The organism is Mycolicibacterium sp. XJ1819 (assembly GCF_053483675.1).
In genome coordinates, this window is record NZ_JBEFST010000005.1 from 225,150 (window position 1) to 243,642 (window position 18,493).

The 18,493-nt window shown below is 68.7% G+C and carries 19 protein-coding genes; 10 read left to right on the forward strand and 9 right to left on the reverse strand.

The features are described from left to right. Positions 1-67: 67 nt before the first annotated feature. A complete protein-coding gene (locus tag ABQE89_RS07580) occupies positions 68-1,537 on the reverse strand; it encodes an amino acid permease (protein WP_448415675.1) in 1,470 nt (489 codons plus the stop codon). Between the two features lie 66 nt (positions 1,538-1,603). On the opposite strand from ABQE89_RS07580, the gene ABQE89_RS07585 reads away from it, so the two are divergent. Together ABQE89_RS07585 and ABQE89_RS07590 are read left to right on the forward strand one after the other, a co-directional pair. Next, positions 1,604-2,986, forward strand: coding sequence for an FAD-dependent oxidoreductase (locus tag ABQE89_RS07585; RefSeq protein ID WP_448415676.1), 1,383 nt, complete (start codon positions 1,604-1,606; stop codon positions 2,984-2,986). Further along, positions 2,983-3,294, forward strand: a complete 312-nt coding sequence (locus ABQE89_RS07590) for a hypothetical protein (protein WP_448415677.1) — start codon at positions 2,983-2,985, stop codon at positions 3,292-3,294. Before ABQE89_RS07585 ends, ABQE89_RS07590 begins: the two co-directional genes overlap by 4 nt. Here ABQE89_RS07590 and manA read toward each other — a convergent pair. The 4 genes from manA to ABQE89_RS07610 form a co-directional block, all read right to left on the reverse strand. Continuing rightward, on the reverse strand, positions 3,291-4,517 hold the full coding sequence (manA, locus tag ABQE89_RS07595) for a mannose-6-phosphate isomerase, class I (RefSeq protein WP_448415678.1): 1,227 nt from the start codon (positions 4,515-4,517) through the stop codon (positions 3,291-3,293). The two genes, ABQE89_RS07590 and manA, sit on opposite strands and share 4 nt — an antisense overlap. 4 nt (positions 4,518-4,521) lie before the next feature. Continuing rightward, on the reverse strand, positions 4,522-5,622 hold the full coding sequence (locus ABQE89_RS07600; protein WP_448415679.1) for a TobH protein: 1,101 nt from the start codon (positions 5,620-5,622) through the stop codon (positions 4,522-4,524). Beyond that, positions 5,619-7,046, reverse strand: a complete 1,428-nt coding sequence (locus tag ABQE89_RS07605) for a phosphomannomutase/phosphoglucomutase (protein WP_448415680.1) — start codon at positions 7,044-7,046, stop codon at positions 5,619-5,621. The genes ABQE89_RS07600 and ABQE89_RS07605 overlap by 4 nt, the downstream gene beginning before the upstream one ends. A gap of 100 nt (positions 7,047-7,146) precedes the next feature. Beyond that, positions 7,147-7,554, reverse strand: a complete 408-nt coding sequence (locus ABQE89_RS07610) for a DUF3499 domain-containing protein (RefSeq protein WP_448415681.1) — start codon at positions 7,552-7,554, stop codon at positions 7,147-7,149. A 208-nt stretch (positions 7,555-7,762) separates the two neighbouring features. Here ABQE89_RS07610 and ABQE89_RS07615 point away from each other — a divergent pair, with 208 nt between their 5' ends. Continuing rightward, positions 7,763-8,185: a metallopeptidase family protein gene (locus ABQE89_RS07615; RefSeq protein ID WP_448415710.1), complete on the forward strand. Its 423-nt coding sequence runs from the start codon at positions 7,763-7,765 to the stop codon at positions 8,183-8,185. Between the two features lie 8 nt (positions 8,186-8,193). On the opposite strand, the gene ABQE89_RS07620 is transcribed toward ABQE89_RS07615, so the two are convergent. Further along, on the reverse strand, positions 8,194-8,427 hold the full coding sequence (locus tag ABQE89_RS07620) for a WhiB family transcriptional regulator (protein ID WP_448415711.1): 234 nt from the start codon (positions 8,425-8,427) through the stop codon (positions 8,194-8,196). Between the two features lie 466 nt (positions 8,428-8,893). Between ABQE89_RS07620 and cofD the strand changes: the two genes are divergently transcribed. From cofD to ABQE89_RS07635, 3 genes are read left to right on the forward strand one after another with little or no spacing between them, the layout of a single operon-like run. Continuing rightward, positions 8,894-9,898, forward strand: a complete 1,005-nt coding sequence (gene cofD / locus ABQE89_RS07625; protein ID WP_448415682.1) for a 2-phospho-L-lactate transferase — start codon at positions 8,894-8,896, stop codon at positions 9,896-9,898. Beyond that, positions 9,895-11,244 carry a coenzyme F420-0:L-glutamate ligase gene (locus ABQE89_RS07630; protein ID WP_448415683.1) on the forward strand — a complete coding sequence of 450 codons (1,350 nt, stop codon included), beginning with the start codon at positions 9,895-9,897 and terminating at the stop codon, positions 11,242-11,244. Before cofD ends, ABQE89_RS07630 begins: the two co-directional genes overlap by 4 nt. Beyond that, the gene (locus ABQE89_RS07635; protein WP_448415684.1) at positions 11,241-11,780 is read left to right on the forward strand and encodes an NUDIX hydrolase; all 540 of its coding nucleotides are present in this window, start codon (positions 11,241-11,243) and stop codon (positions 11,778-11,780) included. Before ABQE89_RS07630 ends, ABQE89_RS07635 begins: the two co-directional genes overlap by 4 nt. A gap of 81 nt (positions 11,781-11,861) precedes the next feature. On the opposite strand, the gene ABQE89_RS07640 is transcribed toward ABQE89_RS07635, so the two are convergent. The 3 genes from ABQE89_RS07640 to rfbD are packed head-to-tail and all read right to left on the reverse strand — an operon-like array spanning position 11,862 to position 14,724. Further along, positions 11,862-12,938: a mannose-1-phosphate guanylyltransferase ManB gene (locus ABQE89_RS07640; protein WP_448415685.1), complete on the reverse strand. Its 1,077-nt coding sequence runs from the start codon at positions 12,936-12,938 to the stop codon at positions 11,862-11,864. A gap of 1 nt (position 12,939) precedes the next feature. Further along, the gene (locus ABQE89_RS07645) at positions 12,940-13,824 is read right to left on the reverse strand and encodes a glycosyltransferase family 2 protein (RefSeq protein WP_448415686.1); all 885 of its coding nucleotides are present in this window, start codon (positions 13,822-13,824) and stop codon (positions 12,940-12,942) included. A gap of 18 nt (positions 13,825-13,842) precedes the next feature. Next, positions 13,843-14,724 carry a dTDP-4-dehydrorhamnose reductase gene (rfbD, locus tag ABQE89_RS07650; protein WP_448415687.1) on the reverse strand — a complete coding sequence of 294 codons (882 nt, stop codon included), beginning with the start codon at positions 14,722-14,724 and terminating at the stop codon, positions 13,843-13,845. Between the two features lie 67 nt (positions 14,725-14,791). On the opposite strand from rfbD, the gene ABQE89_RS07655 reads away from it, so the two are divergent. From ABQE89_RS07655 to ABQE89_RS07670, 4 genes are read left to right on the forward strand one after another with little or no spacing between them, the layout of a single operon-like run. Continuing rightward, positions 14,792-16,264, forward strand: coding sequence for an LCP family protein (locus tag ABQE89_RS07655; RefSeq protein WP_448415688.1), 1,473 nt, complete (start codon positions 14,792-14,794; stop codon positions 16,262-16,264). Positions 16,265-16,266: 2 nt separating this feature from the next. Continuing rightward, positions 16,267-16,974, forward strand: coding sequence for a TIGR03089 family protein (locus tag ABQE89_RS07660; RefSeq protein ID WP_448415689.1), 708 nt, complete (start codon positions 16,267-16,269; stop codon positions 16,972-16,974). A 30-nt stretch (positions 16,975-17,004) separates the two neighbouring features. Continuing rightward, positions 17,005-17,505 carry a PASTA domain-containing protein gene (locus ABQE89_RS07665; protein ID WP_448415690.1) on the forward strand — a complete coding sequence of 167 codons (501 nt, stop codon included), beginning with the start codon at positions 17,005-17,007 and terminating at the stop codon, positions 17,503-17,505. Then, the gene (locus tag ABQE89_RS07670; protein ID WP_448415691.1) at positions 17,471-18,451 is read left to right on the forward strand and encodes a hypothetical protein; all 981 of its coding nucleotides are present in this window, start codon (positions 17,471-17,473) and stop codon (positions 18,449-18,451) included. Before ABQE89_RS07665 ends, ABQE89_RS07670 begins: the two co-directional genes overlap by 35 nt. Positions 18,452-18,493 lie beyond the last annotated feature (42 nt).

Genomic DNA, 18,493 nt, shown 5'->3' on the forward strand with positions numbered 1-18,493 from the left:
TTGACTCTAAGGCATGACTTGTCGCCTGTCTAGACGCGGAGGCATATTTTGTAAAGCGGCTCTGCGCTCAGTTCGCCGACATCACCCCGGATTCGCGACGCCCCAGTACCGAGTGGCGGCGGCCGTACAGGAAGTAGACGACCACGCCGATCGCCATCCAGGTCAAGAACCGGATCCAGGTCAGGGCCGTCAGGTTGAGCATCAGCCACCCGCACGCCACGATCGACGCGACCGGCAGCCACGGCACCCCCGGGGCTCGGAACCCGCGCTCGAGGTCGGGCCGCGAGCGACGCAATACGAGCACCCCCGCCGAGACCAACACGAACGCGAACAGGGTGCCGATGTTGACCATCTCCTCGAGATTGCCCATCGGGAACACCGTCGCGGTCACCGCGACCAGCCCGCCGACGAGCAGCGTGATGCGCACCGGCGTGCCTCGCGATCCGGTCCTGGCCAGCGACCGCGGCAGCAGTCCGTCCCGCGCCATCGCGAACAGCACCCGGGTCTGGCCGAGCACCAGCACGATCACCACGGTGGTGAGCCCGGCCAGCGCGCCGATCGAGATGATCTTGGCGGCCCAGGTCACCCCGTTGGCCGCGAACGCCGTCGCGAGGTTGGCGTCTTCGCCCGCATCACGCAACTCGGTGTAGCTGACCATCCCCGACAGCACGACCGCGACCGCGACGTAGAGCACCGTGACGATCACCAACGAGGCGATGATGCCGCGGGACACATCGCGTTGCGGGTTCTTGGTCTCCTCGGCGGTGGTGGCGATGATGTCGAACCCGATGAACGCGAAGAACACGATCGACGCGCCGGCCAACAGTCCGTACCAGCCGTAGTGGCTGCCCTCGGCGCCGGTCAGCAACGAGAACAGCGACTGCTCGGTGCCGGTACCTCCCTCGCCGGATTCGGCGGGCGGAATGAACGGTGTGTAGTTCTGCGTCTTGATGTAGAACGCGCCCACCACCACCACCAGCAGCACCACCGAGACCTTGATCGCCGTGATCGCCAGGCTCACCCCGGCGGACAGTTTGGTGCCCAACGCCAGGATCGCCGTCACGAACGCGATGATCAGCAGCGCCCCCCAATCCAGTTGCAGACCAGCGACTTCCGCGATTCCTCCGCCGAAGTCGAACACGGTGCCCAGATAACTCGACCAGCCCTTGGCCACCACCGCCGCCGCGACGGCGAACTCCAGGATCAGATCCCACCCGATCACCCAGGCGACGAACTCACCGAACGTCGCGTAGGAGAACGTGTATGCGCTGCCGGCCACCGGCACCGTCGAGGCGAATTCGGCGTAACACAGCGCGGCCAGCCCGCACGCGGTCGCGGCGATCACGAACGAGATCGAGATCGCCGGGCCGGTGATGTTGCCGGCCGTGGACGCCGTGATCGTGAAGATCCCCGCGCCGATCACCACCGAGACACCGAAGACCGTGAGATCCCACCAGGTCAGGTCTTTCCGCAGTCGGGTATCCGGTTCGTCGGTGTCGGCGATCGACTGTTCGACCGACTTGGTCCGCCGGGCCATGGCATGTCCTCCCGTAGGGTGCGTGACCGCTCCCGTGACGGCAATGTACCGAGTACTGTGCACCCGGTGGGGCGGAGTTATGAACACTCGATCGTCATCGGGGCGAGCCTCGCCGGCTTGTGCGCGGCCCGAGTGCTTTCCGATGTCAGTGAGCGCGTGACCGTCTACGAGCGCGACGACCTGCCGAACCACCCCGCTCAGCGCCCCGCGGTGCCGCAGGGCAGACATGTGCACCTGCTGATGGCCCGCGGCGCCGAGGAGTTCGAGCGGCACTTCCCCGGCCTGCTCGACGACATGGTCGCCGATGGGGTGCCGATACTGGAGAACCGGCCCGACTGCATCTATTTCGGCGCGGCGGGACACGTGCTGGGCACCGCCCACCGGCTACAGCGCCAGTTCACCGCCTACGTGCCCAGCCGCCCGCAACTGGAGTGGCAAATCCGCCGGCGGGTGCGGGCCATCGACAACGTCGAAATCGTGCACCGCGGAGTCGGCGAGCCGGTGCACGACGCCACGCGGCGGCGGGTGACCGGGGTGCAGCTCGACGACGGCGCGACGGTGTGCGCCGATTTCGTCGTCGACGCGACGGGACGCGGCACCCGGCTGCCCGCGTGGCTGCAGAAGTGGGGATACGAGCGTCCCCGCGAGGACACCGTCGAGGTCGGTATCGGCTATGCCAGCCTGCGCGTGCAGATCCCCGACGGACTGCTGACCGAGAAGGTGGTGGTGGCGGGCGCGTCCCTGGACCAGCCGCGCGGGCTGGGCATGTTGTTCTACGAGGACGGCATCTGGAACGTCACCACCTTCGGCGTCGGCAAGGTCGAGCCGCCGCACGACTTCGCCGGGATGTGCGATCTGGCCGAGCAGATCGTGCCTGCGCATGTCGCGGCGGCGCTGCGGCGCGGAACCCCGTTGACCGACACGGCATTTCACAAGTACCCGACCAGCCGCTGGCGCCGCTACGACAAGCTCGCCCGCTTCCCCGGCGGCATCGTCCCGTTCGGCGACGCCGTCGTCAGCTTCAACCCCACCTTCGGCCAGGGCATGACGATGACGTCACTTCAGGCCGGTCATCTGCAGCGGGCGCTCGCGGTCGACGGCACCGACCCTGCCGCGGCGTTCAACCAGGCGACGGCGAAGTCGACCTATCCGGTCTGGACGATGAACGCGATCGGTGACCTGACCATGCACGGGGCCACCGGCCCGACGCCGTGGTGGTACAAACCCGTCGGCGCGCTGTTCGACCAGTTCCTCGGCGCCGCCGAGACCGATCCCGTTCTGGCCGAATGGTTCCTGCGCCGGTTCAGCCTGCTCGACAGCCTCTACATGGTGCCGTCAGCCCGCTTGATCGGCCGCGCCGTGCGGCACAACCTGCGGCTGTGGCGGGCCGCCAGGCGCCCGGCGCGGTCGTCGGAGCCCGCATCGGATCTGGTTTCCGGTGAACCATGAGTTCGGTGATCCGGTCGCTCGAGGACCTCGCCGCACGCGGGATTCCGTACTGGTTGCCGCCGGGCGGACAGGACAACGCCGTGTGGGCCACCACCTGGACGCTGCTCGCCGACCTCGACTCCGCTGACACCACAACGGTTCTGGGACTGTTGGCCGAGGCGGATATCGGCGGCTACGTCGCCGTCGTCGGTGGACGGCGCGCCCGCGCCCGAGGTCCGGTGCAGCACACCTTATGGGTCGACGCGATGCAGTACGGCCGCGCCGAGGCGGTGGTGATCGCGTTCATGCGCGACCGCGCGACGCGCTAGATTCCCACCGTCGCACGGAACAGTTTGGTCGGGTTCTCGGCGACCAGGCGGATGGGCCCGTCGTCGGCAGCCACCCACGCCGCCGCCCCACGTTCCAGCGTCACCGTGCTGGACTTGGCGTGCACGGTCACCGAACCCTCCGTGCACAACAGGATCTGCGGGCCGTCGTGGCGACTCGGCGCGTCGACCTCGTGGCCGAGGTGCTCGCCGTCGATGCACACCACCGACACCGCGAACTCCGACGCCGGTGTCCGGTACACCAGTTCCATCCCGTCACGGGTGATCCGGGGGTGAATCATCTCGTCGGTGGCGGGGGTGAAGTCGAGCACCCGCAGCAACTCGGGCACGTCGACGTGCTTGGGGGTCAGGCCGCCGCGCAGCACGTTGTCGGAGTTGGCCATCACCTCGACGCCCACCCCGTGCAGGTAGGCGTGCAGGTTGCCGGCGGGCAGATAGATCGCGTCGCCGGCCTTGAGGCTGAGCCGGTTCAGCAGCAGCGAGGCCAGCACGCCTGCGTCGCCGGGGTACCGCTCGCCGAGTTCGAGCACCGTCTTGGCGTGGGCGGCGAATTCCGTTTCGCCCGAACGCACATACTGGATGGCACCGTCGATCACCGCGGGCACCAGCACGTCGAGATCGGGTTGCGGGGCGGTGATCCAGGTGGTGAACAACGCGCGCAGACCGTCGGCGTCGGACTGGCCTGCGAGCAGGTTGACGAACGGGTCGAGGTCGGAGACCGCCAGCGCCCGCATCAACTCGACACTGCGCGCGGCGGGCTGAAACCCGGCCAGCGCCTCGAAATCCCCTAGCGCGACGAGCAATTCGGGCTTATGGCTGCTGTCGCGGTAATTGCGGGTCGGCGCGTTGATCCCGATGCCCAACCGCTCCTCGCGCGCGAAGCCCTCCCTGGCCTGCTCGGCGCTCGGATGGGCCTGCAGCGACAGCGGTTCGCCTGCGGCCAGCACCTTGACCAGAAACGGCAGGGTGTCGCCGAAGCGCGCGCACACCGCTGCGCCCAACTGCCCCTCGGGATCCTGGCTCAGACTGTCGAGCAGGGAGAGCTCCCCGTCGTCGGTCTGCAGCCACGCCGGATCGCCGGGATGCGCTCCGAACCATAGTTCGGCCTCGGGATGCGGTGTGGGACTTGACCGTCCGGTGAACTCGGCAATCGCAGTCCGCGAACCCCACGCATAGGTCCGCACCGCGCCGCGTAGCAGGTGCACTTATCTAACCTCGAATTAATTTCAGATAGACGGCCGCCATCTCCAACCGTACGGCCAGTAGCGCCAGTTGCCGGTGCGGTTGTTCCGGCCCCGGGTCGACGGGCGCACCGGCCGGAACATCCCCGGTGTCGACGACCTCGGGCACATCCTCGGCGGTCATCACGTCGACGTCGTCGAGTCCGTTGACCCGCGCGAGCACCACCGCACGCTCGGCGTCGGTGGTCAGCACGAAGGTGCGCACGCGGGCGGGCAACGGGCCGTCGATGTGCTCGTCGTGAAAGATCGACCGCTCCCGATCGGCCGCCGAACCACCGTTCATCCCGCCGCGCAGCGCGACCAACGCGTCCGCAAGGCCGACCGCGGCGACGGGCTTGTGCGCGACCCGCAGCAGGATCGCCGCGGCGTGCCGGGCCATCGCCAGTGTCCCTGCGTTGTCACCGGCCAGCACCACCTCCCGCCCGGAAATCCGGTCGGCGAGTGTCTTGGCCGGGTTGGTGAACGACTCGTGTGCGGCGCTGTTGCGAAACGCCTCGGCGTCCAGTTCGTCGGCCAGCGCCGCCAGATCGACCCGCAGGCGCGGGTCGACGACGTGCAGCACCGCCAGGCCCGCCGCCAGATAACGCGCCAGTCCGAAGTCATCGGGCACCCACACCCGTGGCGCCAACGTCACCGACCGGCCCGCGGTCGCGTCGCGCAGCGGACCCTCGTGGGGCGCCACCACCACGACGCGGGCGCCGCGGCGCACCCCGGTGGCGGCGGCCGCCACCAAGGCGGGATCACCCGGGTCGTCACCGGCGATGATCAGCACGTCGAGGGCGCCCGTCCACGGCGGCACCTCCGCGGCGGGCACGATCGGCGCCGCCACCGAACCGCCGAGCGCGGCCGCCAGCACCGCGCCTGCCGTCTCGGCGTTGCCGCGACCGGCCACCCAGATCACCGTGCGCGGCGGCTGGTCGACCCGCAGCGGTTCCAGGACCCCCTCGTCGAGGGCCGCCGCGGTGGCACGCACCTGCGCACCGGCCATCGACGCCGCGCGCAGCAGGCCGTCGCGATCGGCGGCGAGCAGCCCGTCGACGTCGTCGAGATCGAGGAGGGTGGCGTTCACCTGGTCGCCTCCGTGGGCACGGCGGTCCTGGCGCGGATGGTCTCGGAGATCTTCGCGACGATCTCGTCGACCTCCTCGACCGTGCGGGCCTCGACGTTGAGCCGCAGCAGCGGCTCGGTGTTGGACATGCGCAGGTTGAACCAGCTGCCCTCGCCGAGGTCGACGGTCACCCCGTCGAGGTGATCGATGGACTGGATCTGTGACACGAACGCCTTGAGCACGTCGTCCACGCAGGATTCGGCGTCGACGACGGTGAAGTTGACCTCGCCGGAGGCTTCGTAGCGTTCGTAGTCGGCCATCACTTCCGACAGCGGCCGATCCTGCTCGCCGAGCGCGACCAGCACATACAACGCCGCCAGCATGCCGGAGTCGGCGCCCCAGAAGTCGCGGAAGTAGTAGTGCGCGGAGTGCTCGCCACCGAAGATCGCGCCCGTCTCGGCCATCAGCGCCTTGATGTAGGAATGGCCCACCCGCGACCGCACCGGGGTGCCACCGCGCTCGATGACCAACTCCGGCACCGCCCGCGAGGTGATCAGGTTGTGGATCACGGTCGCGCCGATCTCACGGCCGAGTTCGCGGCCGGCGACCAACGCCGTCACCGCCGACGGGGACACCGGTCGGCCGTTCTCGTCGACCACGAAGCAGCGGTCGGCGTCGCCGTCGAACGCCAAACCGATGTCTGCGCCGGTCTCGACCACATGTTTCTGCAGGTCGACGAGGTTGGCCGGGTCCAGCGGATTGGCTTCGTGGTTGGGGAACGTCCCGTCCAGCTCGAAGTACAGCGGCGCCAAAGTGACCGACGGAATCGGTTCGAGCACCGCGGGCGTGGTGTGTCCGGCCATGCCGTTGCCCGCGTCCACCGCGACCGTCATCGGCCGCAGGTCGGTGACCTCGACCAGCGAGCGGAGGAACTCACCGTAGTCGGCCAGCACGTCGCGGTCGGTGATCGTGCCACGCGAGGCGCCCGACACCGGGACACCGGCGATGACGTCCGCACTGATCCGGGCCAGCCCGGTGTCGCTGCCGACGGGCTTGGCGCCGGCGCGACACAGCTTGATGCCGTTGTAGGCCGCCGGGTTGTGGCTGGCGGTGAACATCGCGCCGGGGCAGTCCAACAGCCCCGACGCGAAGTAGAGCTGATCGGTCGATGCGAGCCCGATCCGCACCACGTCGAGGCCCTGGGCCGTCACCCCCTCGGCGAACGCGTCGGCCAGCGCGGGCGAGCTGGCCCGCATGTCCCGGCCGATGACGACCCGGGTGGCGTTCTCGTCACGCATCAGGCGGGCGAACGCGGCGCCGACGTCGGCGACGAACTGCTCATCGATTTCCTCGCCGACCAATCCGCGCACGTCATATGCCTTGATGACGCGGTGGACAGCCGCGGCGGGCCGTGACTGCGATGAGCGCTTGCGCGAAGAGCGCATCACAAAGATCTCCTTGCGGGGTCGACTGTTGGCGCCAGCCTAACCGTCGCGCGGCTATTACATGGCGGCCAGTCGGACCGAGACACCGGTTTGGGCGTGGTCAGTCACTCGGGTCCGGCAACACCCGCAGGTGGCCCCGTCGACGACCGCTGGACCCCGGTTTGCGTGAGGGCGGCGGCGCCACCAGCGTGCCGCCGTGCGCACCGGTGGCCGGATCGCAGAACCCCATCGGCGGAGAGACGTCACGGCCCTCACGCACCGCATCGGCCAGCGCCACCAGATCGTCCTCGTCGGGGTGCGACGGCAGTGGGCCCGCGTGCCGCACGAGTTCCCAACCGCGCGGCGCGGTGATGCGGCCGGCGTGCTTGACACAGAGGTCCCACGAGTGCGGCTCGGCGACGGTGGCCAGCGGGCCGACGACGGCCGTCGAGTCGGAGTAGACAAATGTCAACGTCGCGACCGCGTAATGGGGGCACCCGGGCCTGCAGCAGCGACGGGGAACGTTCACGCCCGAGAATCTATCGTGGACCCACGACACAAGCTGCCGGACACGCGCAGCCACCGGGGCGCCGATCTCCAACCGTTACGATCCTGGTCCAAGCGGCGCGTTTTCACAGTGCCGTTCGGGGCCTTTCGAGGCCTCTCGGGGCCTTCGGAGAGGAGCACCGACGACGGTGACCCAGTCTGGATTCCGGCGATCACGTCGCGGCCGCGATATGCGTGGACCGCTGCTTCCGCCGACGGCGCCGGGTTGGCGCAGTCGCGCCGAACGGTTCGACATGGCGGTTCTGGAGGCCTACGAGCCGATCGAGCGCCGCTGGCATGACCGGCTGTCGGGGCTCGACGTAGCCGTCGACGAGATCCCACGCCTGTCGCCACGGGATCCCGACAGTGTGCAGTGGCCGCCCGAGGTCATCGCCGACGGCCCGATCGCGCTGGCCCGGCTGATTCCCGCCGGTGTCGACGTCCGGGGTAATGCGACGAGGGCGCGAATTCTGCTGTTTCGCAAGCCGATCGAGCGACGCGCGAAAGACACCATCGAACTCGAGGAACTATTGCACGAGATCCTGGTGGCCCAAGTCGCCACTTATCTGGGCGTCGAACCGTCCGTCATCGACCCCACGATCGACGACCAGTAAGGCCCTCGTCAGATGATGCCGCGCTTGAGGCGACGGCGTTCCCGCTCGGACAGCCCGCCCCAGATACCGAAGCGTTCGTCATGGGCGAGCGCGTAGTCCAGGCACGCGTCGCGCACCTCGCAGCCCATGCAGATGCGCTTGGCTTCGCGGGTCGAGCCACCCTTCTCCGGGAAGAAGGCCTCGGGATCGGTCTGTGCGCACAGGGCGCGCTCCTGCCACTCCTCGTCGGTGGGCTGGAGCATCGCCGGCGCGACGTCGACTCTGTCGGGGGGATCGGGCACCACACTCAATTGAGGACGCCCAGTCAACCCGTTCGTCGGTCCGGTATGGGTATGCGGTGAACTGCCTACGGAGCCGAGAACTCGGTTCTCGAACCTCGCCGAACGGTCGAAATCGGCCTGTTCGTAAGACATGTTCCGCCTCCTCACCTGGTCGTAGTTCCCCTGAACGGTGTCCCGCTCTCTGCCAACTGCCGGCCATCTCGATTCGAACATGTGATCGAATCACGGTCTGCGCCACCGGAACCGGCCGTCCGACCAGGAAATGACACTGGTGTGATTAGACACGCGTTAGCTGCCCGGGTCAAGCGCTGGAACAGGATTTCATACCATTCCGTGACCGAATTCGGCGCGTCGTCGCCTCGGCGTGTCGGTCACACCGCCGGCCTGATGGTTCGATTCGCACCCGGCGGGCCTAGTGTCGGTGACTGTGAAGGTCACGGTTCTGGCCGGCGGTGTGGGCGGTGCCCGCTTTCTGCTCGGCGTGCAGCACCTGTTGGGGCTCGGCCAATTTGGCCGACCCGAAAGTCCGGACACCGAGCACGAGGTGACCGCGATCGTCAACGTCGGCGACGACGCGTGGATGTTCGGTCTGCGCATCTGCCCGGACCTCGACACCTGCATGTACACGCTGGGCGGCGGCATCGATCCGGAACGGGGCTGGGGTCACCGAAACGAGACCTGGCACGCCAAGGAGGAGCTTGCCGCCTACGGCGTGCAACCGGACTGGTTCGGCCTCGGCGACCGCGACCTGGCGACCCACCTGGTGCGCAGCCAGATGCTGCGCGCGGGATATCCGCTGTCGCAAGTGACCGAGGCGCTGTGCCGACGGTGGTCACCCGGCGCGCGATTGCTGCCCGCCAGCGACGACCGCTGCGAAACCCATGTGGTGATCACCGACCCGGACGACGGCGAGAAGCGCGCCATCCACTTCCAGGAATGGTGGGTGCGCCATCGCGCGAAGGTGCCCACCCACAGCTTCGCCCACGTCGGCGCGGACCAGGCCACCGCGGGCCCCGGCGTCGTCGAGGCCATCGAGACGGCCGACGTGGTACTGCTCGCGCCGTCCAACCCCGTGGTCAGCATCGGGGCCATCCTCGCGATCGGCGGCCTGCGCGCCGCCCTGCGCTCGACCACCGCCCGGGTCATCGGCTACTCCCCGATCATCGCCGGAAAGCCGTTGCGCGGGATGGCCGATGAATGCCTTTCGGTGATCGGGGTGGCCAGCACCTCGGAGGCGGTCGGTGAATACCTCGGCGCCCGCTCGGGAGTCGGCATCCTCGACGGCTGGCTCGTGCACGAGGGCGATGCCGCCGACATCGAGGGTGTCGAGGTGCGGTCGGTGCCGCTGTTGATGACCGATCCGGCCACCACCGCCGAGATGGTGTGCGCCGGACTGGATCTCGCGGGCCTCAAGATTGACCCCCAGAAATGACCGAGCACGGATCCGCGTCGGCCGTCGAGGTGCTGCCCGTACCGGGACTGCCCGAGTTCCGCCCCGGCGACGACCTCACCGCGGCCATCGCGACGGCCGCACCCTGGCTGCGCGATCACGACGTCGTGGTGATCACCAGCAAGGTGGTGTCCAAGTGCGAGGGCCGCATTGTCGAGGCACCTGCCGATCCCGACGAGCGAGATGCACTGCGCCGCAGGCTGATCGACGCTGAGGCCGTGAGAGTGCTTGCCCGCAAGGGGCGCACCCTGATCACCGAGAACAAGTTCGGCCTCGTGCAGGCCGCCGCGGGGGTGGACGGCTCGAACGTCGGCGCCACCGAGTTGGCGCTGCTGCCGGTTGATCCCGACGCCAGCGCGGCCGCGCTGCGGTCCGGACTGCGCGACCGACTCGGCGTCGACGTGGGAGTGGTGATCACCGACACCATGGGCCGGGCATGGCGAACCGGCCAGACCGATGTCGCGATCGGGGCGGCCGGACTGACGGTGTTACACGGTTACGGCGGGGCGCACGACCGGCACGGCAACGAATTGGTGGTGACCGAAATCGCGGTCGCCGACGAGATCGCCGCCGCGGCCGATCTGGTGAAGGGCAAGCTGACCGACATTCCCGTCGCCGTCCTGCGCGGGCTTGTGTTGCCGGACAACGGATCCAATGCGCGCTCGCTGCTTCGCAGCGGTGCGGAGGATCTGTTCTGGCTGGGCACCGAGGAGGCGATCGCACTCGGACGCAGCCAGGCCCAGTTGCTGCGCCGCTCAGTGCGCGCGTTCGGCGCCGAACCCGTCGCACCCGAACTGATCGAGGCGGCGGTCGCCGAGGCGCTGACCGCGCCCGCGCCCCACCACACTCGCCCGGTGCGCTTCGTCTGGCTGCAGGACGCCACGAGACGGGTTCGACTATTGGGCAGGATGAAGGACAAGTGGCGCGCCGACCTCGATGCGGACGGCCTCTCTGCCGAGGCCGTCGAGCGCCGCGTCGCCCGCGGGCAGATCCTCTACGCCGCACCCGAAGTCGTCATACCGTTCATGGTCCCCGACGGCGCGCACAGCTACCCCGATGCCGACCGCAGCGCCGCCGAGCACACCATGTTCACCGTCGCCGTCGGCGCCGCGGTCCAGGCCCTGCTGGTCGGGCTGGCGGTGCGCGGTGTCGGCAGTTGCTGGATCGGGTCCACGATCTTCGCGGCCGCTCTGGTGCGCGACGAACTGGCGCTACCCGATGACTGGGAGCCGTTGGGCGCCATCGCGATCGGCTATCCCGACGAGAGCTCCGGACCTGCCGGCCCGCGCGATCCGGTGCCGACCGACGGCCTGCTGGTGCGCAAGTGAGCCTGCACGCCTCGGCCGTCGAGACGCTGACCGACTGGCGCGCACCCGATCCCGCCCAGGATGCGCTGCGGCACGCGGTGCTGTCGTTTCTGGCAGCGCGGCCCGACGGGTGTCTGCGCGACTGTGTGCCCGGCCATGTCACCGCGTCGGCACTGGTGCTCGACCACACCGGAACCCACGTGCTGCTGACCCTGCACCCCCGCATCGGCCGCTGGCTGCAACTCGGCGGCCACTGCGAGCCCACCGACACCGACATCCTCGGCGCCGCGCGCCGGGAGGCCACCGAGGAGTCCGGCGTCGACGGGTTGCGCATCGACCCGGCGATGGCCGCCCTGCACGTGCATCCGGTCACCTGCTCGCTGGGCCTGCCGACCCGCCATCTCGACATGCAGTTCATCGCCCACGCCCCGCCGGACGCCCGGATCTCCTGCAGCGAGGAGTCGCTGGACCTGCGCTGGTGGCCGCTGGACGCGCTGCCCGCCGACTGCGACTTCGGGCTCACCCAACTGGTGGCCTCGGCGCGCACACGGACCTGATCCTGCGCGAGCGCTCACCTGGGTACGGTTTGACGGCCCAGAACCGTACGAGGATGAGCGCTCGCGCGGCGAAGTCTCGCGTCAGACGTCCGTGGAGTAGCGGATGCCGCCGTCGGGGATGGTGACCCCCGGCCACACCCGCGCGCCGCGCAGCAATTCGCAGCGCGCGCCGATGTCGGCACCGTCGCCGATCACCCCGTCGCGGATCAGCGCGCGCGGGCCGATGCGCGCGCCGAACCCGATGATCGAGCGTTCGATCACCGCGCCGGCGCCGACCTTCGCGCCGTCGAAGATCACCGCGCCGTCCAGCCTCGCGCCGCCCGCGATCTCGGCACCACGGCCGACGACCGTGCCGCCGATCAGCAGCGCACCGGGCGCGACGCTGGCGCCGTCGTGCACCAACTCCTCGCCGCGCTGCCCGCGCAGCGCCGGCGACGGTGCGATACCGCGCACCAGATCCGCCGACCCGCGCACGAAGTCCTCGGGGGTGCCCATATCGCGCCAGTAGGTGGCGTCGACGTAGCCGCACACCCGCAGGCCGTCGGCCAGCAGGCCCGGGAACACCTCCCGCTCGACCGACAGGGCCCTGCCCCTGGGGATGGCCTCGATCACCTCGCGCTTGAACACGTAGCAGCCCGCGTTGATCTGGTCGGTCGGCGGGTCCTGGGTCTTCTCCAGAAACGCGGTGACCCGGCCGTCGGCGTCGGTGGGCACGCAACCGAAGGCGCGCGGGTCGCCGACGCGCACCAAATGCAGCGTCACATCCGACTTGCTGTTCTCATGACAGTCCAGCAGCGCGCGCAGATCGCAGCCCGACAGCACGTCGCCGTTGAACACCACCGCGGTGTCGTGGCGCAGCTTGGGCACCACGTTCGCGATCCCGCCGCCGGTGCCCAGCGGTTCGTCCTCGACCACGTAGTCGATCTGCAGGCCCAGCTTGGAGCCGTCGCCGAACTCCGACTCGAACACCGAGGCCTTGTACGAGGTGCCCAGCACCACGTGCTCGATGCCCGCGTCGGCGATCCGCGACAGCAGATGCGTCAGAAACGGCAGGCCGGCCGTCGGCAACATCGGCTTGGGCGCGGACAGCGTCAAGGGACGCAACCGGGTGCCGAGGCCGCCGACCAGTACGACGGCGTCGACTTCTGCGGGATTCACGCTAGGGCCGTCCTTTCGCCTGCCTGCGCCGAGAACTGCGAACCACCAGCCCCGCGCGTGCGGCGAGGGCGCCCCTGATCGTCCACCGCAGCGGCGCCTGCCACCGCGCCGGATAGCGATCCGCCAGGAAAGTGTAGGTACTCGTGTGATGGGCCGCCAAGTTGCGGGCCGGATCACGCCCCGTCGCGTGGCCCTTGTCGTGCAAAACCTCCGCCGAGGGCACGTATATGTTCTGCCAGCCGGCCCGGGCGAGCCGATCCCCTAGGTCGACGTCCTCCATGTACATGAAGTAACGCTCGTCGAAGCCGGCGACCTCGTCGAACGCCGACCGCCGCAGCAACAGACACGATCCCGACAGCCAGCCGACCGGCCGTTCGCTGGGCGCCTGTCGCTCCTGGCGGTAGGCGGCCGTCCAGGGGTTCGACCGCCACAGCGGGCCCACCACCGCGTGCATGCCGCCGCGGACCAGGCTGGGCTGATGCCGCGCCGACGGGTAGACCGAACCGTCGGGATCACGGATCAGCGGCCCCAACGCGCCCGCGCGCGGCCATCGCGAGGCGGCCTCTAACAGGATGTCGATGCTGTGCGGGCCCCACTGCACGTCGGGGTTGGCGACCACGAAGAATTCGCAGTCACCGGGGTCCGTCAGATGCTCACGCACCGCCCGGTTCACCGCCCTGCCGTAGCCGAGGTTGGCGCCGGTGTGCATCAGCCGAACGTTGGGATAGTGATCGACCGCCTGCTCCGGGGTGCCGTCGGTGGAGCCGTTGTCGGCCATGATCACCGTCACGGGCCGGTCGGTGGCGATCGACAAGGACGCCAGGAACCGGTTGAGGTGCGGCCCCGGCGAATACGTGACCGTCACCACTACCAATTCGTCACACACGTGATGCCCAGCTGTCGCTCACGGCGTCGAGGGTAGCGGGCGCAGCGCTGTGGCCAGCGCCTCACGCCACCCTCGCAGCGGCGTCAGCCCCGCCTCGGCCGAACGCGCACCCGACAACGCCGAGTACTGCGGTCGGGGCGCGGGCCGCGGATGGCGGTCGCTGCCGACGGGCCGCACCCGCGCCGGATCCGCGCCGACGGCCTCGAACACCGCCTGCGCCTGCTCGAAACGGCTGGCCTCGCCCGCGTTCGCGGCGTGCAGCACCGGCGCGCGGATGTCCCGGTCGGCCACCTCCAGCAGCGCCGCGACCAGATCGCCGACATAGGTCGGTGAGCCCACCTGATCGGCCACCACCTCCACCGTCGCGCCCTCAATCGCCTTGCGACGCATGGCCGCCGCGAAGTCTGAACCGTCGGCGCCTTCGTAGATCCACGCCGTGCGCACCACGTTGGCGTCGGGCATCGCGGCCAGCACCGCGCGCTCACCGGCCAGCTTGGTCCGGCCGTACACGTTGCGCGGATCGGTTTGGTCGTCGATCTCGTACGGCCGCGGCGCACCGTCGAACACACCGGAGAACACGTAGTCGGTGGAGATGTGGATGAGCTTGGCGCCCACCGCCGCGCAGGCCCGCGCGATGTGGCCCGGCCCGTCAGCGTTGACCGCGTGCGCACGCTGGGCGTCGTTCTCCGCGTCGTCGACCCGGGTGTAGGCCGCGCAGTTGATGACGACGTCGCCCGCGGCGACGAACCGCCGCGCCGCGTCGGCGTCGGTGATGTCCCACTGCGACGACGTCAGCGCCGACACGTCGCGGCCCTGCCTGCGGGCCTGATCTGCCAGAACCCGGCCGACCAGACCGCCCGCGCCGCTGATAACGATTCGGGCTGACTTCGGCGAACACACGATGACGAGTCTGGCACGCCGACCCGCGCTACCGGCTTCCCGCCCGGTTCGCAAGTAACCTGGCGTGATGCCCGCCCGCACACTCCGTGTCGCCGCCGTGTCGTTGGCGCTGACCGTCGTGGTCGGCACCGGGGCCGCGTGGAGCACGATCCGGTCGTTCGAATCCGGGATCAATCACATCTCGTCGTTCGCGCTCGGCGAGGGCGGCGAGGACGGCGCCATCGACATCCTGTTGGTGGGCATGGACAGTCGCACGGATGCGCACGGCAACCCGCTGTCGGCCGAGGAACTGGCCACGCTGAGGGCCGGCAACGACGTGGCCACCAACACCGACACCATCATCCTGGTGCGCATCCCCAACAACGGAAAGTCTGCGACGGCGATTTCCATCCCCCGCGACTCCTACGTCGACGCGCCCGGCGTGGGCAAGATGAAGATCAACGGTGTCTACGGCTCTGAACACATGGAGAAGAAGACCGAACTCGTCGAGGAAAAGGGCATGGACCCCGCCGAGGCCGAACCGCAGGCCACCGAGGCCGGCCGCGAGGCGCTGATCAAGACCGTCGCCAACCTCACCGGCGTCACCGTCGACCACTACGCGGAAGTCGGTCTGCTCGGCTTCGCGCTGATCACCGACGCGCTCGGCGGCGTCAATGTCTGCCTGAAAGAGGCGGTGTACGAACCCCTTTCGGGTGCGGACTTCCCGGCCGGCTGGCAGAAGCTGGACGGGCCGCAGGCGTTGAGCTTCGTGCGGCAGCGCCACGATCTGCCCCGCGGCGACCTGGACCGCGTGGTGCGCCAGCAGTCGGTGATGGCCTCGCTGGCCCACGAGGTGATCTCCAGCAAGACGCTGTCCAGCCCGGCCACGCTGAACCGTCTGCAGCAAGCCGTACAGCGCTCGGTGGTGCTCTCCGACGGCTGGGACGTGATGGAGTTCGCCGAGCAGTTGCAGAAGCTCGCGGCGGGCAACGTGGCATTCGCCACCATCCCCGTGCTCCAGGAGAACGGCTGGAGCGACGACGGCATGCAGAGTGTGGTGCGGGTGGACGCGTCGCAGGTCAAGGATTGGGTCTCCGGTCTGCTTCACGACCAGGACGAGGGCAAAACCGAGGAGATCGCCTACACGCCCGACAAGACCACCACCGACGTGATCAACGCCACCGACATCAACGGACTGGCCGCAGCGGTCTCGCAGGTGCTGACCAACAAGGGCTTCACCCGCGGCATGACCGGAAATCACGAGGGTGACCCGGTCACCGGCAGCCAGGTACAGGCCGCCAGGTCCGACGACCTTGGCGCCCAGGCCATTTCGGAGGAGCTCGGCGGGCTGCCGGTGGTCGAGGACGCGTCGGTGCCGCCGGGTATGGTGCGAGTTGTGCTGGCCGACGACTACACCGGCCCGGGTTCCGGGCTGGACGGGACGGATCCGACGGTGACCACCGTCGACGCCGTCACCGTCGGAGCCACCGGTTCGGAGCAGGTACCGCCGCCGTCGCGGATCCTCACCGCCGGTTCTGACGACCCCGAGTGCGTCAACTAGACGTGGCCACAGTCAGTTCCGCGATTCTCGACCCCCTGATGGCGGCCGATCCGGCGGGCCCGCGGATCACCTACTACGACGACGCCAGCGGCGAGCGGATCGAACTGTCCACGGCCACAATGGCGAACTGGGCGGCCAAGACCGGCAACCTGTTACGCGACGAGTTGGGGGCCGGACCGGCCAGCAGGGTGGCGGTGCTGTTGCCCGCGCACTGGCAGACCGCGGCGGCGCTGTTCGGGATCTGGTGGATCGGTGCGGAAGTCGTCTTGTCCGGTGAGCAGGCCGACATCGCGTTGTGCACCGCCGATCGACTCGACGAGGCCGACGAAGCCGCGGGCACAGGCGAAGTCGCGGTGCTGTCACTGGATCCGTTCGGCAAACCCGCCGACGACCTCCCGGTCGGCGTCACCGACTACGCCACCGCCGTGCGGGTGCACGGCGACCAGATCACGCCCGAACGCCATCCCGGCCCCGCACTGGACGGCCGGTCGGTGGCCGAGGTGCTCGCCGCGGCACAGGCCTCGGCGAACGCCCAGGGGCTGACCGCAACCGATCGGGTGCTGTCTGACGCGGGCTGGGACAGCGCCGAGGATCTGGTAGACCGTCTACTCGCGGTGTTCGCGGTGGGCGCCTCGCTTGTACAGGTGGCCAATCCGGACCCCGCCGCGTCGGACCGGCGCAGACAGGCCGAGAAGATCACCAGGGGTTGAGTAGCCGGGGCGGGACTCAGCCACCGTGCGATGGCCCTGGCACGAACTTCGAATGATCTTGTCGGCCTCGCCGTTAATATCTCGCACATGGGGAAACAGAGGTGGATCCTGCCGATTGCAGCGGGAATCGCGGTGGCCACCGGGTGCTCAAGCGCCCCGGCCCCGCCCGCCGAAACCGTTACGGTGACGACGGAACGTCCGGTAACGGGTGCAACAGCACCCACGGTCGCGCCTTCCAGCGTGCCTGCGCATAGCGTTCCCGACGCCACAGCGGCGCCAGCGGCGCAGTCGTGGACGATGCCGAATTTGATCGGCCGAAACTTGCAAGACGCCCAGGACGCCATCCAAGCACTAACCGAAAATCAGATCTTCTACTCCGGGTCCACCGACCTTACGGGTCAGGGCCGCAACCAGATCTTGGATGCGAACTGGCAAGTATGTACGTCAACACCACCGCCCGGGGCTACCATCACCAAAGACACCGCGATCGACTTCGGTGTGGTTCGGATCGACGTCGAGGACTGCCCATGAAGAAACCGTTCGTGGGCTGGACACGCTCGACAACACACTGCGCCTCTGCCCGAACCACCATGTGCTGCTCGTTGATTGCGATATTCACGACGGCGCCGTCGTCTCCTCGGGTCGGTCTCGATGGGCGCGCAACCAGATAACCCCAACCATGGGTAAGAGTTCAGATGACGTCGGCAAGGGTATTGCCGGCTTGCTCTTTTTTGTCTTATTCCTGATCGCAGTGATTCCGAAAGAGGTGTGGATCTTTCTCGGCCTCCTGGCCGGCGCCGCGATTGTCCTTGGCGTCATCGTGTGGGGGCTACAGGCATGCGAGAAGCACCGCGCTGCAGCGCAAGCGCGCGCCAAGGCGGAGCGAGCAGCTCAAGCGGCTGCTGCAAAACGTGAGCGCGAAGAGAAGGCCCGTAGGCAGAAGCAACACCGCATCGACACGCTCGGCGGCAAGAATGCGGGGCTCGTTGAATGGGCGCTGGCCGCGGTGCAACGCGTCGTTTCTTCGGAAGCTGCTCGCACGGGGTGGCTCGGCGATGTCGACTTCACCGCCGATATCCAAGGAATTACTGACAAACTCCAGAAAGCGCATGGTTTACAAAAAATTGCTGACAAGCTGGCTGCCCTGGATAAGCCCAGCGCCGATGACCGCAAAATCCTCGCGGAAGCAAAGACGACCATCGCCAATCTCGAAGTCGCTGCTATCGGTCGGGTGGAACTGATCGAGAAGTGTGCGTTAGAGGCACGCCGCGTCGATGATTCACTGCGTACCGAACGAGAGGACGCGCGGACTGCGGAGCAACGCGCCGAACTGCACGCAGAATTGAGCGCCATGCTCTACGGGATTGAGGCAACGCCCGACACCGCGTCCAGGGACTCGGCGGCCGACGCGGTGATGGCACGAGTACAGGCCTACCGAGAAATCAAGAATCAGATTCAACAGACGCGCGATAGCTGATCACGCCCGGCGTCAACAGACATCGCAGAATTGACCGGTCCG

What these genes read in the sequence shown, in the direction of transcription:
- ABQE89_RS07580 (WP_448415675.1), bottom strand. Translation starts at nt 1,537, where the DNA reads ATGGCCCGGCGGACCAAGTCGGTCGAACAGTCGATCGCCGACACCGAC.
- ABQE89_RS07590 (WP_448415677.1), top strand. Translation starts at nt 2,983, where the DNA reads ATGAGTTCGGTGATCCGGTCGCTCGAGGACCTCGCCGCACGCGGGATT.
- ABQE89_RS07605 (WP_448415680.1), bottom strand. Translation starts at nt 7,046, where the DNA reads ATGCGCTCTTCGCGCAAGCGCTCATCGCAGTCACGGCCCGCCGCGGCT.
- ABQE89_RS07615 (WP_448415710.1), top strand. Translation starts at nt 7,763, where the DNA reads ATGCGTGGACCGCTGCTTCCGCCGACGGCGCCGGGTTGGCGCAGTCGC.
- ABQE89_RS07620 (WP_448415711.1), bottom strand. Translation starts at nt 8,427, where the DNA reads ATGCTCCAGCCCACCGACGAGGAGTGGCAGGAGCGCGCCCTGTGCGCA.
- ABQE89_RS07630 (WP_448415683.1), top strand. Translation starts at nt 9,895, where the DNA reads ATGACCGAGCACGGATCCGCGTCGGCCGTCGAGGTGCTGCCCGTACCG.
- ABQE89_RS07655 (WP_448415688.1), top strand. Translation starts at nt 14,792, where the DNA reads ATGCCCGCCCGCACACTCCGTGTCGCCGCCGTGTCGTTGGCGCTGACC.
- ABQE89_RS07665 (WP_448415690.1), top strand. Translation starts at nt 17,005, where the DNA reads ATGGCCCTGGCACGAACTTCGAATGATCTTGTCGGCCTCGCCGTTAAT.